This is a genomic window from Cytobacillus oceanisediminis (genome assembly GCF_022811925.1).
Lineage (GTDB): Bacteria > Bacillota > Bacilli > Bacillales > Cytobacillaceae > Cytobacillus > Cytobacillus oceanisediminis_D.
This window is the reverse complement of the sequence record NZ_CP065511.1, coordinates 2,081,623-2,097,352: the sequence shown is the minus strand read 5'-3', so window position 1 is coordinate 2,097,352 and position 15,730 is coordinate 2,081,623. Positions and strand designations below refer to the sequence as shown.

Genomic DNA, 15,730 nt, shown 5'->3' with positions numbered 1-15,730 from the left:
GATATCCCTCTATCCGCTGTAGTCAATAACCTTCCCTTTGTACGGATGGTTCTGTTTGTCATTGCTGTCTTTTTTCTGATTTTCTTTCCGATCATGTCCCCCGGCCTCTTTTTGGCTTTCGCTGTCATCATTGCCAAGATTGACATTTTGTTTCTGCTCATGTTTTATCACGGTCGTCCGCTGCTTCTCACCATTTTCCCGTGTACTTTCGGCAGCAAACCCGCTGATTGTCTGTCCCCTCTGCTGAAGCTGATCCTGGATTTTACCTGCGTCAAACGTTCTTGGCAGTGCTATCTGCAGTTCTATTGATTTTAAACTCATCCCAGATCACTTCCTTAATAAAGGATCGTTTTTCGCTGTTTCTAAAGGATCACTTCTTATTTCTCCCTTTGAAAAATGGAACTTAAAAGATTTGACTGTCTGCCGGATCACTTTTGAATATTTTCCAAAATGCATAGAAGTGTTTGGATAGACCTTTCCATAAATAAGAATCGAAGCATTCATTTTTTCATCTTTTTCTTTTTCCAGTTCGGCAAGCTCTTCATTTATTTTGGTCAATTTATCCTGCAAATGGGCTTTTGTGGCCCTTTGTTTGAGTATAATGGTTCTTTGCTCTTCCGACAGCTTTCCTGTAAGCCTGGCCATTTCTGTCAGTCTTCCTTCAATACTATCCAGCTTTTTGATTGTTTCCTGCAGTTTGGCTGATTCGTTTAAGAGCTCTTTTTCGGCCTTATCCAAATTGGAGTTCATCCCTGCAAAAAGCTCCGTCTTAGTAAATAAGTGATTGCCCAGTTCTTTAATCTCCATATCAGAGCCGGACAGAAGCTTACCTCCAATGACCAATGCGCCGCTGCACCTAATCGCTCCGCCAGCATGAACATGACTGTGGAGGATTGATTTTGTTATTATTACGTCCTGTTCAGCAGTTACTTTTGCCTGATTTAGGTATGCTGCCTGAACAGAACCTCCCGATATAACTGAACCTTTATGACTGCCGGAAATTCCGCCAGAAATAAGCACATTGCCATCCGCCTGCAACAAAGAGCCTTCCACCAGACCGGTAACAATGATGTCGCCTCCAGCTTTAATCTCATAACCGGCAGGAACATTGCCGCGTATCATAACATTCCCAACAAAATTTATATTCCCGGTTTTCAAGTCAAGGTCGCCAATCACTTCAAACACCGGATTTACAGAAATGCTGTTTGGAGTAAAACTAACCTGACCATCCAATAGCGAATAATATTTGTCGCCATTTACAAATACATTCTTTCCTGCTTTGACTCTTAAAGATTTTCCATTCTTTGCCGGTACGGACTGTCCAAAAATATCTTTTCCGGGAGCACCGGGGGTAGAAGGAATAACAGATGCCAGGAGCTGTCCCTTTTTAACAGAAGGAATATGGAGAACATCTCTAAAATTAAATCCCTTTTTCCTCGTTTGCTGGTCAAAAGTGACTTCATTTAACAGGTATGCATCACTGCCGTTTTCTGCAGGTATTCCTTTTGCTAATAGAATGGGATATTCCACTGAGAAAGGATCTTTGCAGATTCTCTGGATTATTTCTTCGCTCACACCGAGTGTGATCTTTTCGTCAGCAAGCAGTTTGTGCAAATTTTCATGGTGAACGGCTCCATCCAGCTTATTAATATCTAACGGCTGAATTAAAGCAGCTAAGCGTTGAGGATCGACTATAATTTGAAATTGATTTTCCATGCTGATTCCTTCCTTTGTAGAAAGAAATGACATAAGGTTATATTGCTTTTTCCAGCAGCTGCCTCAGCTTAAAAATTGACTTTGAATGTATTTGAGATATACGGGAGGTAGATAAGCCCATTACTTCGCCAATTTCTGTCAGTGTTAATTCCTCTTTATAAAATAAACTTAGCACCAGCTGCTCTTTTTCATTTAATTGTAAGATTTTTTCAGCCATTTCTTCCAAAATTTCATTCTTTAATACCTTTTCTTCTGGAATAATTGCTTTTTCATCCTTAATGTAGTAACTTCCATCTTTTTCTTCAGCATCGGGCTGTTCATCAATTGAAAGGATGTTTGCGTAAAATTGTTCGTTCATAACAGAATACACTTCATCTTCCTGCATCTCTGCTTCTTCAGCAATTTCATGTACAGTTGCATTGCGCATCAGCCGCTGCTCCAGCTTCTCAATGGCAGTTTCAATTTTTTTCGCTTTATCCCTCGTACTTCGGGGAAGCCAATCTTCTTTTCTTAATCCATCCAGAATTGCACCGCGAATGCGAAAAGAAGCATATGTATCAAATTTCAAATCTCTTGCAGGATCAAATTTTTCCAGCGCGTCATATAACCCCATTAGCCCCAGGCTTCGAATGTCATCTCTTGAAACATTCTTCGGCAGGGTAGCGGATACCCGCTGTACATGATAGCTTACAAGAGGCAAATATTTTTTCACAAGAAAATTCCCCGCTTGAGCATCACGAGAGTCGACCCATTTAGCCCAGTATGTGCTTTCTTCTGTTATCAGGTCTGCCATGGCCATCCTCCTCAAACGTTTCCATTTCTATTAACTATTGTTGTCAGTATATCAAAATGTTTCCTATAAAAATATTAACTTCCGTCTTCACCGCTCACTTTTAACCAACAAAGAGGGGACGTGTTCTTCGAAGAGGTTATTGGAGAGATTTAAAAATAAGCCGGAGAAAAATCAGCTTTTATGGCTGGCGGTGATAATCTAGTAATTTGCGAATTTTGCTTACAGATTTTTTAAAGCGGAATAAAAAAGCTGATTCTTTAAAAACTGCACATACTTTAAAACATGCGCTTAAATAATCACTTGAACTTTGTTTACAGTCCGAATCATCAGTTCGCCTGATTGAGGGTTAAATTCGATTGTTCTGCCGCTGTGGCCCCCCACATCTTCAGCTAAAATGGCAATTTTCAAGGATGAAAGTTCCTGTTTTACCGCCTCTACATTCCTTGGGCCAATCCTCATTAAATCACTTCCGGAGGAGTACTTGAACATTTGAGCTCCACCGGCAATCTTCGCTTTTAATCCTGAAGGTCTTATCCCACTTTTCGCCAGAAGGCTCACTAAGTCCCTGATTGCAGTATCAGCATATTTAGCTGAATTAAAGCTCGTACCTTTGGCAAGAGATGAATCAGGCAGCATAATATGTGCAAGCCCGGCAATTTCTGCACTAAGGTCATAAAGAACCACACCTACACAGGAACCAAGTCCTGATGTCCTTATTAAGCTGGGGGTTTTAACAATATTCATATCTGCGATGCCTACTTTTACAACTTCAATAAGATTATTCATGATCCGGGACTCCCAAGGCCTTAAAAATGATTTGAAAAGATTCAGGATCAGGAAGCAAAAAAAAGTGGCCATTTACAGCATCCGTATTTTGAAATTCTTCATTTAAAGCTGTATCAATGACGATGGCGAAATCGCTCACCTGTGAAATTTCCAGCAGCCCCGTACCTATTATTGCTCCCACCATATCAATGCTTAGCATCGGCACTGAAGGAAAAAGTGATAGTTTGGTAAAATCCGATAAAGAAGATAAATAAGAACCTGAGAGAATGTTTCCAAGCTCCTGCAGTGCCGATAGGGCAAGTTCATCATATGGCAATTCATCTGCACAGAAAGGTATGTTTCCAGGCAGTTCACGAATGAAGATTTCAGCCTGTTCAAGAGGCAGGACAAAAAACATGCTGCCTGGGGCGTCTCCTTCTATCCTTAGAAACACCCCGGCCACTACATTTTCTGCCCCTCCAGCCATATCGATCATTTCATCAAAAGAAACAATTTTCACATCCGGCACAGACATATCAATTTTTTTATTGAGAAGCGTTGATAATGCAGTCGCCGCATGCCCTGCTCCAATATTCCCGATTTCTTTAAGAATATCCAATTTCAAGCTGCTGATGTTCTTGTCTAAAAAATTCATCCTGCTATCCCTTGTCCATCCTGGGCTGTCAATTCTTCAGGATTCAGGACTCTTTCCAAATCTATCAGGATAAATAATCGCTTTTCGATTTTCGTTACACCCTTGATAAAATCGGCCTCTTCAGAACCGATTACCTCCGGCGGGGGTTCAATAGATTCAAAGGCAACATCAATGACATCATTTGCAGAATCTACAATCAGCCCGACTTCCTTATCATCCAATACCGCGATAATTACTCGTGAATGCTCATTATATTCAGCCTCTTCCAGATTAAATCTGCTTCTGAGACTAATGATCGGCGTCACAACACCCCGTAAATTGATTACACCTTTTACAAAGCCTGCAGTTCGTGGAACCCGGGTTATATGCTCAACCTTTTCAATTGAACGCACCTGATTAACCGGAATCGCATATTCTTTATCTTTCAGCTGAAATACAATCAATTTTAAATCCGCGGCTGCCGTCTCAGTCATCCTGTTCACTCCTTTATAAACGTCAAAATTAATTTATTTAATCAATGCATTGCAGTCTACTATCAGGGCCACCTGTCCATCACCTAAAATGGTTGCACCGGAAATGGCAAACACGCTGGTTAAGTAGTTTCCAAGGGATTTTAAAACCACTTCCTGCTGTCCAATAAAGGAATCTACAACAAGCCCGGCCATCTTTTCCCCTTTTCTGACGATGACAACGGAAATGAATTCTTCTTCATGACTCTCGGATGGCACCTCAAAGATTTCCTTCAAAGAAAGGAGCGGAACCACTTTTCCTCTGAAATCAATCACCTTTTGATTATGTGCACTTAAGATGTCTTCTTTTCTGATAATAGCTGTTTCAATAATAGACGATAGAGGGATTGCGTATTTTTCCTTCTCAATCTCAACGAGCATGACTGAAATAATGGATAAGGTTAATGGCAGCTGTATGGAGAAAATGGATCCCTGTCCCACTTTTGAATCAATTGAAACTGATCCTCCCAATGACTCGATTGTATTCTTTACAACATCAAGCCCCACACCCCGTCCGGAAACATCTGAGATTTTATCCGCAGTCGAGAAGCCAGAAGCAAAAATCAGTTCATAAGCTTGTTTGTCCGTAAGAGTGGAAGCCGTTTGCTCAGTAATGATGCCGTTTTTCAGTGCTTTCTTTATAACCTTATCTTTGTTTATGCCTGCACCATCGTCCTCTATTTCAATGAACACATGATTGCCGCTGTGATATGCCTTTAATACGACATTTCCTTCTTCACTTTTTCCATTTTCTATGCGGACTTCCGGCGTTTCAACCCCATGGTCCAGTGCATTTCGGATTAAGTGAACAAGCGGATCGCCAATTTCATCAATAACCGTCCGGTCAAGTTCAGTTTCTGCCCCGACAATTTCAAGGTTGATCATTTTATTTAAATCTCTTGCCAATTGTCTGACCATTCTTGGAAAACGATTAAATACTGTTTCGATTGGGACCATGCGCATATTCAGAATAATATTCTGAAGGTCTCCTGAGATCCTTGACATATGCTCAACCGTTTCATGCAGTTCCTGATTGTTTAATTCCTTGGATATTTGTTCAAGCCGTCCCCTGTCAATCACCAATTCTTCAAACAGATTCATAAGAATATCCAATCTTTCGATATTCACCCTAATCGTTTTATTGCTGACTTGCTTTGCTGCCGGGGCTTTCTTTTCCTCTTTTGGCATCTCTGGAGCAGCCTCTGTGGCCTCTTCCGCGGCAGGCAGTGCAGCTTGTTCCACTTTCACAGCTTCTTGAGGGCTGCAGTTCCCCATAGATAGCGGCAGCACTTCTATTCTTTCCACTTCCGATACCTTCAAAAGTTTCTGACGGATATCTTCAGTTGTTTCTTTTGTCACAATTGTTACGGAAAATTCCTGATCAAATTGCTCTTCTTCGAGCTGCTCAACTGAAGGGGTTGCTTTGATTACTTCCCCGCTCTTCTCAAGTACTTCAAAAACCATATATACTCTGGCAGCTTTCAGCAGACAATCTGCCCGCAATGCTATTGATATTTCATAGGACTCAAAGCCCTGCTCCTTCGATTGCTGAATAACTGTCCATTCAAAATCATCATATGTACTCTTGATCAGTCCTTGCGGTTCTGCAATTGCTGCTGCCGTTTCAGCTCTTGCTGATGACTGCGCCGGACTTTCCCCTTTTTCGATCAGCATTAATTTCTCTACTGCTTCGGAAACATCCCTTTTGCCGTCACCGCCTTCTGCAATTGACTGGACCATTGCTTCAAGATCATCAACAGCCAGAAAAACGACATCCAGAATTTCAGCATTTACTTTAATTTTCTGATTTCTGATTGCATCAAGCACATTTTCCATTTGATGGGTTAGATTTGCTAGATCTTCATACCCCATGGTGGCTGACATGCCTTTTAGAGTATGCGCTGACCTGAATATCTCATTAACTATTTTAATATCTTCAGGATTTTTCTCTAATTCAAGAAGCTGTTCATTGCACGCCTGCAAATGCTCCTTGCTTTCTTCAATAAATACCTCTAAATATTGATTCATCTCCATGTGCCTGCACCCCTCGGCTTTAAACAAATTTCAATATGGATTCTGCTATACGTTCAATATTCTGCACATCATCTGCCAGACCGGACTCAATCACTGCTCTCGGCATTCCAAATACAATCGATGTTTCTTTTGATTCAGCAATGGCCTTTACTTCACCGTTTTTCTTCAATGCCATCAGGCCATTTTTTCCATCTGCTCCCATTCCTGTCATGATGACAGCAATTTTTTGAATCCCATTAATTTCACCTAAGGACTCAAACATCACATCAACCGAAGGCCTGTGTCCGTTCCTTGGCGGTGAATTATCCAGATGAATTACAAGATCCTTGCCTGATCTTGCTGCTGTCAGATGAAAGCCTCCTGGAGCTATATATGCCGTGCCGTTCTGAAGAATATCCCCTTCCTCGGCTTCCTTTACCGATAAATCTGATAAACCGTTTAGTCTGCTAGCCAGCGATTTCGTAAATCCGGCAGGCATATGCTGAACAATCAGGACAGGTGCGTTAAGATTTCCAGGGAGGTCACTTAGCACTTTTTGAAGAGCCCGCGGTCCGCCTGTGGAAGTACCTATGCAAATTAGGTGTCTGAAATTCGGGCTCGATTTGCCAGCAGAACGGCTGAGCTGAACATATTGTACTGGTTCTATTTTACTATAATTTTGCTGGAGTACGTCAGGTTTTTTTCCAATAGCTGAAAATTTAACCAGACCTTTGATATTTGCATTGCTCGCCTGCACTATTTTTTCTGTTAATTCAGTCTTTATTTTATGCAGGTCCAGTGAGATTGGCCCGGATGGCTTCGCAATAAAATCTACTGCACCATATTCCATGGCTGTGAAGGTGTTTTCAGCACCTTCATTCGTTGTGCTTGAAAGCATCACTACAGGGACCGGCATGGTCTTCATGATAATTTTGAGAGCTTCCAGGCCATTTAGAACCGGCATTTCAACATCCATGGTTACTGCGTCAGGATTTAATTCTTTTATCTTCCTTAGACACTCTTCCCCGTTTCTGGCTGTGCCGACAACTTGAATTCTGTCATCTGCAGATAGGAAATCCGCAATCAGTTTTCTCATAAAGGCTGAATCATCTACTACAAGCACTTTGACTGTCTTCATGCTGATTCACCCCCTATTAAAAAGAAATTTTTTCAGCTTTGAAATAAATTGGACAGAAGGGAGTTCACCAGTATGGCCGATAGGCCTGCCGCCAACTTTCTCAGTCATATTCCGAATTGCTTTTGAAGCAGCTGAATTCCCTTGATGCAAAATGAAAGGGATTTGCCGTTTAACAGCCTGCTGTATGCTGCGATCATCCGGAATGATTCCTAAGAGGTCAGCTTCCCTCCCTAAAAATCTTGATACGACATCAGAAATCCTCTTATACGTTTCCTGCCCTTCTCTCTCTCCTTCAGAACGATTAATGACCAAATGAAATGGGATTTTATCATCCAAAAGATGTATATGCTTCATTACAGAGTATGCATCAGTGATAGACGTTGGTTCGGGTGTAGTAATAACCGCAATTTCCTGGACTGAGAGTATGAACTTCGCCGATTCTTCTGTAATGCCTGCACCCATATCAAAGATGATATAATCATAATTTTGGATGAGATTAGCAAGTTCTCCTGTGAATCTTGAAATTTGCTCATCATTCAGTTTCACAAAATGCGAGAGGCCAGTCCCTCCGCCAATATAGTCAAGTCCATGAGGTCCCTCAGAAATAATATTTTTCAGCGGGATATTCTTTTCTAAAAAGTCAGCAATTGAATATTTAGCCGACCTTCCCATTAGAATCTCAAGATTTCCCATACCAATATCCAAATCGAATAACAATACCCTGTGGCCGGTTTTGCATAGGGAAATGGAAAAATTCAATGAGAAATTGGATTTCCCTACTCCCCCTTTTCCACTTACAACTGCTATTGTTTTAAATTGATGATTTCGGCTGTCTTCTTCTTTCAGCCTGGCTCTTAGCCTTTCTGCCTGATCGTTCATTTCTTATTCCCCATTAGTTGTTTAACAATAACCTCTGGTCCTGCCATCAGGATATCATCAGGAACATCCTGTCCATTTGTAATATAAGCGGCACCCTTTTTGTATTTATGAATTATGTTGTACATGGAACCATAAGTTGACGTTTCATCTGCCTTTGTAAAGATAAGCTTATCAATGTCTATAATGGAAAACTGGTTATAAATATCTTCCATATCCTTTTGTTTCGCGGTAAGCGAAAGCACTAAAAAGGTTTCCATATCATTCTCAAAATCAATGACATTCTTTAAATCTTCTACATACTGTTTGTTTCTGAAATTCCGCCCTGCTGTATCAATTAAAACCACATCATATTCTTTCAGTTTATCCGCTGCATGTCTGAAATCTTCTATTGTATAGCAAACTTCTAAAGGTACATTCAGGATACTTGCATAGGTTTTTAATTGATCAATCGCTGCTATCCTATAAGTGTCGGCTGTGATAAATGCAGCCTTTTTTTTATGTTTAATTACACACTCTGCTGCCATTTTTGCCAATGTAGTGGTTTTTCCTACACCTGTTGGGCCTGCTACATTGATATATTTTTTGCTGAAAGAAATCCCGCTGAATGGAATATCCCCAATTTGCTTTACAAGTTCATCGTGCAGCCAGGCCACTATTTCAGAATCCTTAGCGTTCGCACTACACAAGTACCACTTTTCCAGCAATGCTTGAAGCACCTGATCCTGAACGGACTTTTCAATTTCCTGCTCATCAAGAATGAACAGGACTTTTCTTATCGCTTCAGGGTAAACAGGACTTGCCTGCTGTGAACTGGCCATAGAAGACAACATCTGTTTCAGGCTGCTTATCTCTCTAATCAGATCATCTGAAGTTTTCGAACTGGAAAATTGAGCTTCTCCTGCATTCCCTTTGTTATGGTCTGAAGGAGCCGGGACCGCTCCAGGCTTTACTGCAGGCTTATGCTCTAATTCCTGACTCGAGTCCACCGCGGCCATCACTTCAATATTCCTTTTTTTAAAAAAGCCTAGAACTCCGCCGGTATATACTACTCTCGAATTTAGTATTACAGCATCCTTGCCTAGCTCCGCACGGATTTGTCTCATCGCATCAGGCATCGATGCTGCCATAAACTTTTTTACCTTCAATCAATATTCACCACCCCGACACTTTGAACTTCCGCATTTGCTTCCAGTTCGTTATAGGAAAGAATCGGTACTTGCGGAAAATACCTTTCTGTTAATTGCCTTACATACATTCTGACTGCTGGGGAACAAAGGACAATTGGCGTCTGCTCCATCAGTGAAAGCTGTTCCACCTGCGAAGCAATGGATTCCAGAATATTCTGCGATACCGTTGGGTCCATGGATAAATAATTGCCATGCTCTGTCTGCTGAACGCCTTCTGCAACCATTTTCTCGACTTTCCCTGATAGGGTTACGACTTTTATAGAGTCACCCTGCTGTGAAAACTGGTTAGTAATTTGTCTGGCCAAAGCCTGACGGGCATACTCGGTAAGAAGGTCTGTATCACTCGTAGATTTTGCGAAATCAGCAAGTGTTTCAAAAATAACCGGCAAATTCCGGATTGAAACGTTTTCCCTTAATAATTTCGCAAGTACCTTTTGAACTTCACCCACTGACAATGGATTTGGGGTCACCTCGTCAACAAGGATTGGATAGCTTTCCTTGACATGGTCAATCAGCTGTTTTGTTTCCTGGCGGCCTAATAATTCATGGGCATTGCTTTTTATTACTTCTGTAATATGAGTAGAAACAACAGATGGAGGATCAACGACTGTATATCCAAATATTTCTGCCTGCTCTTTCATTTCTTCTGTTATCCATTTAGCCGGCAGACCAAATGATGGCTCAATCGTATCAATACCTTCGATGCTATCATCTTCAATACCAGGACTCATGGCTAAATAATGATCGAGCAGAAGCTCGCCGCGTGCCATTTCATTTCCTTTAATCTTCAATCTGTATTCATTCGGCTGCAGCTGAATATTGTCACGTATCCTTACGACAGGTATGACAAGCCCCAATTCGACCGCCAGCTGCCTTCTGATCATAACAATCCTATCCAGAAGGTCGCCGCCCTGATTCGTATCGGCAAGAGGAATTAGCCCATAGCCAAATTCGAATTCAATCGGATCTACATTTAAGAGGTTAACCACACTTTCAGGACTTTTCATTTCATCGGTTTCAAATTCTTCTTCCATCTCCAGCAATTGTTCTTTATCAGGCTGGGGAGTCTTTGCAATCGTGTAACCCCCGAAAATCATTAAACCGCCAATCGGCAAGGTTAGCACGAGCCCGATTGGTGTCAGTAAACCTAAAAGAATAATAGTTCCGCCAGTAACATATAACATTTTCGGATAAGCAAACAGCTGGGAAGTAATATCTTTACCAATATTTCCATCAGATGCTGCCCTTGTTACCACAATACCCGTTGCAGTGGAAATTAACAGTGCCGGGATTTGGCTGACAATTCCGTCACCAACCGTTAGCGTCGAGTATTTCATGGCTGCCTCTCCAAACGGAAGCCCGAGCTGCATCATCCCGATGACCACACCGAACAGAAGGTTTATTAGAGTTATAATGATTCCCGCAATAGCGTCACCTTTTACAAATTTGCTCGCACCATCCATTGAACCGTAAAAATCAGATTCACGGCTGATTTTTTCGCGGCGTTCCCTGGCTTCATGCTCTGAAATCATACCTGCATTCAAATCTGCGTCGATACTCATTTGTTTACCTGGCATCGCGTCAAGAGTAAAACGCGCTGCTACTTCGGAGACTCTCTCAGATCCCTTAGTAATGACGATAAACTGGATAATGATGAGTATTAAGAATACAACGAGACCGACAATGACGTTTCCCCCTGTTACGAAAGAGCCAAATGTTTCAACAACTTTTCCGGCTTCCCCTTCTGATAGAATGGATCTGGTCGTAGAAACATTTAACCCCAGCCTGAATAAAGTCATTAACAATATTAAGGAAGGGAAAATGGAAAATTCGAGCGCTTCCTTCATATTCATGGCTGTCAGCAAAACCATAAGTGCAAGCGCAATATTAATGATTATCAGTACACTTAAAAGCCAAGGCGGAAAAGGGATAATAAGCATGGCTACTATTAGAATTACACTCATCAATACTGATAAGTCTCTTACTTGCATTGAAACTCTCTCCTTACTAGAAAAGCGCAAGCGCCTTGCTCACCCCCGACACCTCGAGGGGGTAGGCGCTGGAGCTAGACAGTTATCGCAGTTCAAAGATATACTTTCTTATTTTACAAAAAGCGGAAACGCCTTGGCAGCCATTCAACAGCTTCCTAAGACCAGCTATTTCTAATAAATATTTAACTGGTTAAATTTTGTTTTTGGTTCTGTACACATAAGCTAAAATCTCTGCGACAGCTTTAAAAAATTCCTCAGGGATGGCCTGCCCTATTTCCGCCTGGCTGTATAGCGCCCTGGCAAGCGGCCTGTTTTCAACAGCAATCACATCATGTTCCTTTGCGATTAATTTAATCTTTTGAGCAACAAAGTCAACGCCTTTCGCTACTACAATGGGAGCATCACTTTTGGATTCATCGTAGCTCAGGGCTATGGCAAAATGAGTTGGATTGGTGATGACCACATCCGCTTTAGGGACTTCCTGCATCATCCTTCTCATCGCCATTTCCCGCTGCCTCTGTTTAATCTTGGATTTAATTAATGGATCCCCTTCAATATTTTTGTGCTCATCTTTAATATCCTGTTTTGACATTCGGATGTTCTTTTCAAAATCATATTTTTGATACAGATAATCCAGGACGGATAAAAACAGGAGTGCCGCTGAAGCAATTAAACCCATTTGAACGGTCAGGCTGGCAAGTGTGACCATTGCCGTTCCAACCGATTTTTGAGAAAGAATTAATATTTCATCTATTCTTAACCATAAAACAGCAAACGCAGCGACACCCACAAAAGCAATTTTGAGCATCGACTTCAGCAGCTCCACAATCGCTCTCATGGAAAAAATCCGCTTGAATCCTTTTATTGGATCCAGTTTCTCCAATTTAGGCTGAATTGCTTCAGTTGAAAAAAGAGTTCCCACCTGCATGAAGTTTCCAGCAATACCCGCCAGCATAGCAACCAGCATGATTGGACCTAAAAAAAGCACCAATTCTTTTAAGACATCAAGAAAGATCACCTGTATATTCGCCTCAGTCAGCGGCATCATCATATAATCATTAAATGAATGCGTAAAAATATATAGGATGATATTCTTCAAATACGAACCGGCAAACAGCAAAAACAGAAACACCGCCAGAAGGACAATGGCTGTATTTACATCCTGGCTTTTTGCTACTTGTCCTTTTTTTCTGGAATCCTGCCTCTTTTTCGGTGTGGCTTTTTCTGTTTTTTCTCCGGAAAAAAGCTGGAGATCTAAAGATAGCAATAACTTCATTCTATGAACCTCCCATAAGCTCCATAAGCCCTCTCATTGTCTGCAGCATCGTTTCAAACGCAAGGGAAACAGAATACATTAATACGCTCATAACAATGATTAGAACAATAAAACTAACGCCAATTTTCAAAGGAAGGCCGACGACAAAAACATTCAGCTGCGGAACTGTTCTGGCGACAATCCCTAATGCTACATCTACAAGAAATAGACTGCCGACAACAGGAATGGACATCTGAAAGGCAATAACGAACATCGTATTCAGGGATTTTATGACATATTCAGCCATATCCTCATCCCCAAAAGAAATCCATGCCTGATCCAGAGGGATAAAATTGTAGCTGTAGAACACTCCATCAAGCATTAAATGGTGCCCATTGACAGTTAATAGAAAAAAGAGAGCTATCGTATACAAATACTGTCCCATTAATGGACTTTGCGCGCCTGTCTGAGGATCAATGACATTTGCAATGGCAAAACCCATCTGGAAATCAATGAATCCCCCCGCAATTTGAATCGCAGAAAGAATCAAATACGCAATAAATCCGACGATCAGCCCTACCAATGCTTCCTTGATTATCAAAAGAAAATAAGTGCCGTCAATTTCAAGCACTGGCACATCCATTCCCAAGAACATTATCCATGCCAGAAAGAAGCCAAGGCCAATTTTATGTGCAGCCGGGATGGACCTGTATGAAAAAAGGGGCATCATTAAAAAGAAAGATGTCACCCTTACAAAAATAAGTAAAAAGGCAGGAAAAGAAGGCAGAAAATCTAACATGTCATCAGCCAACAAACCTGGTCAAATTAGAGAAAATTTCATTTGCATAAGAGAGCATATGGCTAAGCATCCATGGCCCAAAGAAAACAACACCGACTAGGACCGCTACGATCTTAGGAATAAATGCCAGCGTCTGTTCCTGAATTTGAGTTGTTGCCTGAAAGATGCTGACAACCAAGCCCACTACTAGAGCCAGAATTAACAAGGGACCGCAAATCATAAGAACGGTGATAATCCCTCTTTCTGCAATGGATATAACTGTTTCTGGAGTCATTCTGAATGTTCACCTGCTTAAAAGCTTTGTAAAAGGGATTTAACTACTAAATACCAGCCGTCTACAAGTACAAATAATAATATTTTAAACGGCAAAGAAATCATGACCGGAGGAAGCATCATCATCCCCATGGACATTAATACACTGGCTACAACCATGTCGATTACGAGAAATGGAATAAAAATCATAAATCCAATTTGGAAAGCTGTCTTGATTTCACTTATGGCAAATGCCGGTACAAGGCTCGTAAGGGGGATATCTTCAATGGAAGCTGGAGCTTCCGCCCCGGAATATTCAAGAAATAAAGCCAAATCTTTCTGCCTTGTATGGGCACTCATAAACTCTTTAAAAGGGACTGAAGCTTTTTCATAAGCTTCTTCCAGATTTATTTCTTCATTAAATAAAGGTGTTAAAGCCTGTTCGTTCACTTCTTGCATTGTCGGTGCCATTATAAAGAATGTCAGGAACAAGGATAAGCCGATTAAAACTTGATTCGGCGGCATTTGCTGAGTAGCCAGCGCCGTTCTGACAAAGGAAAGAACGATGACAATCCTTGTGAAGCACGTCATTAAAATTAGAATACTGGGCGCGAGAGAAAGTACCGTCAGCAATAAAAAAAGCTTCACAGATGCAGATACATTTTCAGGAGAACTGCTATTAAAAAACTCCATGAATTCATTCATCTTTCTTCTGGCCCTTTCTTTCTAACTCATCAAACAGTTTCTTTCTGCCCTTTTTGATATCATCCAGCTGAATCCCGAGCATCGCGCTGAAGTTTGGGCTGTCTTGCTTGCTTCCTTCTGTTTGCTGTGTTCTTTTCATCACCTTTGTCACAATATCGCTTGGACGGATAAGCTGTTCCAGTTTGTCATTATGCTCTTTGATGATTTGACTGTATTCTTCCGAATCGTCTATTTCTTTTAACAGCTGAATATTTTCTCCTACCCCTACTACAAAAATGCGATTTCCCACTTTTATCAGCTGAACTGACCTGTTCGCACCTAAAGCTGTACCGCCGAGGTTTTCAACTAACTGCGACCTGTTATATACCTTGCTTTTTTTGTTAATGAACTTTAGAAGAGCATACAAAAGTCCGATAGTGAAGCCTGTTGCTAATATCATCTTTATGAAGTCCCAAAAAGTAAGACCAATTGTGCCGCTTTTATCCTGCTGAGTCTGCCCTTCGTCTGTCTTTGATTCTTTTGTTTCTTTTGTTTCCTGTTTCTCGCATTCCTCAGGATTTTCCATACATTCTTTAACACTATTATTCAATTGCTCTGCCTGGGCCAGCGGCTGCACGCCCAGCAGAACAATTGAAAACAACAGCAGCAAAGAAATTACTTTCTTTACATTCAACACCATTTTGCACCCTCTAAAAAGAATAATCACTAGCCCAAAGTTTTGCCGATTGCCTCAAGCACTCTATCAGCCTGGAAAGGTTTTACGATAAAATCCTTGGCGCCAGCCTGAATGGCATCAATGACCATTGCCTGCTGGCCCATAGCAGAACACATAATGACTTTTGCACTCGGATTTAATTTTTTAATTTCTTTTAGAGCTGTAATTCCATCCATTTCCGGCATGGTAATATCCATTGTGACAAGATCAGGCTGAGTTTCCTTATATTTTTCAACAGCTTGTGCACCGTCAGCAGCTTCACCCACTACCTCATAGCCATTCTTGGATAAAATATCTTTTATCATCATTCGCATAAAAGCTGCATCATCAACTATTAAAATTTTATGTGCCATTTTAA

Annotated in this window: 17 protein-coding genes; all 17 read right to left on the bottom strand. The window is 41.2% G+C overall.

What is annotated here, in order from left to right; all coding sequences use genetic code 11:
• Positions 1–9: 9 nt before the first annotated feature.
• Entirely contained in the window at positions 10–321 is a 312-nt protein-coding gene (locus IRB79_RS10770; RefSeq protein WP_243508431.1) for a hypothetical protein, read from the bottom strand.
• A gap of 6 nt (positions 322–327) precedes the next feature.
• Positions 328–1,716, bottom strand: coding sequence for a flagellar assembly protein A (locus IRB79_RS10765; RefSeq protein WP_243508430.1), 1,389 nt, complete (start codon positions 1,714–1,716; stop codon positions 328–330).
• Between the two features lie 37 nt (positions 1,717–1,753).
• A complete protein-coding gene (locus IRB79_RS10760) occupies positions 1,754–2,509 on the bottom strand; it encodes a FliA/WhiG family RNA polymerase sigma factor (RefSeq protein WP_243508429.1) in 756 nt (251 codons plus the stop codon).
• A gap of 288 nt (positions 2,510–2,797) precedes the next feature.
• On the bottom strand, positions 2,798–3,295 hold the full coding sequence (locus IRB79_RS10755) for a chemotaxis protein CheD (protein ID WP_243508428.1): 498 nt from the start codon (positions 3,293–3,295) through the stop codon (positions 2,798–2,800).
• On the bottom strand, positions 3,288–3,929 hold the full coding sequence (locus IRB79_RS10750; protein ID WP_243508427.1) for a chemotaxis protein CheC: 642 nt from the start codon (positions 3,927–3,929) through the stop codon (positions 3,288–3,290). The genes IRB79_RS10755 and IRB79_RS10750 overlap by 8 nt, the downstream gene beginning before the upstream one ends.
• Positions 3,926–4,402, bottom strand: a complete 477-nt coding sequence (locus tag IRB79_RS10745) for a chemotaxis protein CheW (RefSeq protein ID WP_243508426.1) — start codon at positions 4,400–4,402, stop codon at positions 3,926–3,928. Before IRB79_RS10745 ends, IRB79_RS10750 begins: the two co-directional genes overlap by 4 nt.
• Positions 4,403–4,435: 33 nt before the next feature.
• Positions 4,436–6,472 (bottom strand): chemotaxis protein CheA, encoded by a 2,037-nt coding sequence (locus IRB79_RS10740; RefSeq protein ID WP_243508425.1) that lies wholly within the window; start codon positions 6,470–6,472, stop codon positions 4,436–4,438.
• Between the two features lie 19 nt (positions 6,473–6,491).
• Entirely contained in the window at positions 6,492–7,589 is a 1,098-nt protein-coding gene (locus tag IRB79_RS10735; protein ID WP_243508424.1) for a protein-glutamate methylesterase/protein-glutamine glutaminase, read from the bottom strand.
• Between the two features lie 6 nt (positions 7,590–7,595).
• On the bottom strand, positions 7,596–8,468 hold the full coding sequence (locus IRB79_RS10730; RefSeq protein WP_243508423.1) for a MinD/ParA family protein: 873 nt from the start codon (positions 8,466–8,468) through the stop codon (positions 7,596–7,598).
• Complete coding sequence (gene flhF / locus IRB79_RS10725) at positions 8,465–9,613, bottom strand: flagellar biosynthesis GTPase FlhF (protein WP_243508422.1); 1,149 nt, start codon at positions 9,611–9,613, stop codon at positions 8,465–8,467. Before flhF ends, IRB79_RS10730 begins: the two co-directional genes overlap by 4 nt.
• A complete protein-coding gene (gene flhA / locus IRB79_RS10720) occupies positions 9,610–11,646 on the bottom strand; it encodes a flagellar biosynthesis protein FlhA (RefSeq protein ID WP_243508421.1) in 2,037 nt (678 codons plus the stop codon). The genes flhF and flhA overlap by 4 nt, the downstream gene beginning before the upstream one ends.
• A gap of 190 nt (positions 11,647–11,836) precedes the next feature.
• Positions 11,837–12,922: a flagellar biosynthesis protein FlhB gene (gene flhB / locus IRB79_RS10715; protein WP_243508420.1), complete on the bottom strand. Its 1,086-nt coding sequence runs from the start codon at positions 12,920–12,922 to the stop codon at positions 11,837–11,839.
• Between the two features lies 1 nt (position 12,923).
• Positions 12,924–13,700: a flagellar biosynthetic protein FliR gene (fliR, locus tag IRB79_RS10710; protein WP_243508419.1), complete on the bottom strand. Its 777-nt coding sequence runs from the start codon at positions 13,698–13,700 to the stop codon at positions 12,924–12,926.
• A gap of 4 nt (positions 13,701–13,704) precedes the next feature.
• A complete protein-coding gene (gene fliQ / locus IRB79_RS10705; protein ID WP_009330744.1) occupies positions 13,705–13,974 on the bottom strand; it encodes a flagellar biosynthesis protein FliQ in 270 nt (89 codons plus the stop codon).
• 17 nt (positions 13,975–13,991) lie between these two features.
• Complete coding sequence (fliP, locus tag IRB79_RS10700) at positions 13,992–14,657, bottom strand: flagellar type III secretion system pore protein FliP (RefSeq protein ID WP_243508418.1); 666 nt, start codon at positions 14,655–14,657, stop codon at positions 13,992–13,994.
• Positions 14,650–15,336 carry a flagellar biosynthetic protein FliO gene (locus IRB79_RS10695; protein ID WP_243508417.1) on the bottom strand — a complete coding sequence of 229 codons (687 nt, stop codon included), beginning with the start codon at positions 15,334–15,336 and terminating at the stop codon, positions 14,650–14,652. The genes fliP and IRB79_RS10695 overlap by 8 nt, the downstream gene beginning before the upstream one ends.
• A 26-nt stretch (positions 15,337–15,362) precedes the next feature.
• The gene (locus tag IRB79_RS10690) at positions 15,363–15,725 is read right to left on the bottom strand and encodes a chemotaxis protein CheY (protein ID WP_206836421.1); all 363 of its coding nucleotides are present in this window, start codon (positions 15,723–15,725) and stop codon (positions 15,363–15,365) included.
• Positions 15,726–15,730 lie beyond the last annotated feature (5 nt).

Bases quoted from the DNA above. Each gene is read 5' to 3' on its own strand.
- IRB79_RS10770 (WP_243508431.1), bottom strand. From the start codon at position 321: ATGAGTTTAAAATCAATAGAACTGCAGATAGCACTGCCAAGAACGTTT.
- IRB79_RS10765 (WP_243508430.1), bottom strand. From the start codon at position 1,716: ATGGAAAATCAATTTCAAATTATAGTCGATCCTCAACGCTTAGCTGCT.
- IRB79_RS10760 (WP_243508429.1), bottom strand. From the start codon at position 2,509: ATGGCAGACCTGATAACAGAAGAAAGCACATACTGGGCTAAATGGGTC.
- IRB79_RS10755 (WP_243508428.1), bottom strand. From the start codon at position 3,295: ATGAATAATCTTATTGAAGTTGTAAAAGTAGGCATCGCAGATATGAAT.
- IRB79_RS10750 (WP_243508427.1), bottom strand. From the start codon at position 3,929: ATGAATTTTTTAGACAAGAACATCAGCAGCTTGAAATTGGATATTCTT.
- IRB79_RS10745 (WP_243508426.1), bottom strand. From the start codon at position 4,402: ATGACTGAGACGGCAGCCGCGGATTTAAAATTGATTGTATTTCAGCTG.
- IRB79_RS10740 (WP_243508425.1), bottom strand. From the start codon at position 6,472: ATGGAGATGAATCAATATTTAGAGGTATTTATTGAAGAAAGCAAGGAG.
- IRB79_RS10735 (WP_243508424.1), bottom strand. From the start codon at position 7,589: ATGAAGACAGTCAAAGTGCTTGTAGTAGATGATTCAGCCTTTATGAGA.
- IRB79_RS10730 (WP_243508423.1), bottom strand. From the start codon at position 8,468: ATGAACGATCAGGCAGAAAGGCTAAGAGCCAGGCTGAAAGAAGAAGAC.
- flhA (WP_243508421.1), bottom strand. From the start codon at position 11,646: ATGCAAGTAAGAGACTTATCAGTATTGATGAGTGTAATTCTAATAGTA.
- flhB (WP_243508420.1), bottom strand. From the start codon at position 12,922: ATGAAGTTATTGCTATCTTTAGATCTCCAGCTTTTTTCCGGAGAAAAA.
- fliR (WP_243508419.1), bottom strand. From the start codon at position 13,700: ATGTTAGATTTTCTGCCTTCTTTTCCTGCCTTTTTACTTATTTTTGTA.
- fliQ (WP_009330744.1), bottom strand. From the start codon at position 13,974: ATGACTCCAGAAACAGTTATATCCATTGCAGAAAGAGGGATTATCACC.
- fliP (WP_243508418.1), bottom strand. From the start codon at position 14,657: ATGAATGAATTCATGGAGTTTTTTAATAGCAGTTCTCCTGAAAATGTA.
- IRB79_RS10695 (WP_243508417.1), bottom strand. From the start codon at position 15,336: ATGGTGTTGAATGTAAAGAAAGTAATTTCTTTGCTGCTGTTGTTTTCA.
- IRB79_RS10690 (WP_206836421.1), bottom strand. From the start codon at position 15,725: ATGGCACATAAAATTTTAATAGTTGATGATGCAGCTTTTATGCGAATG.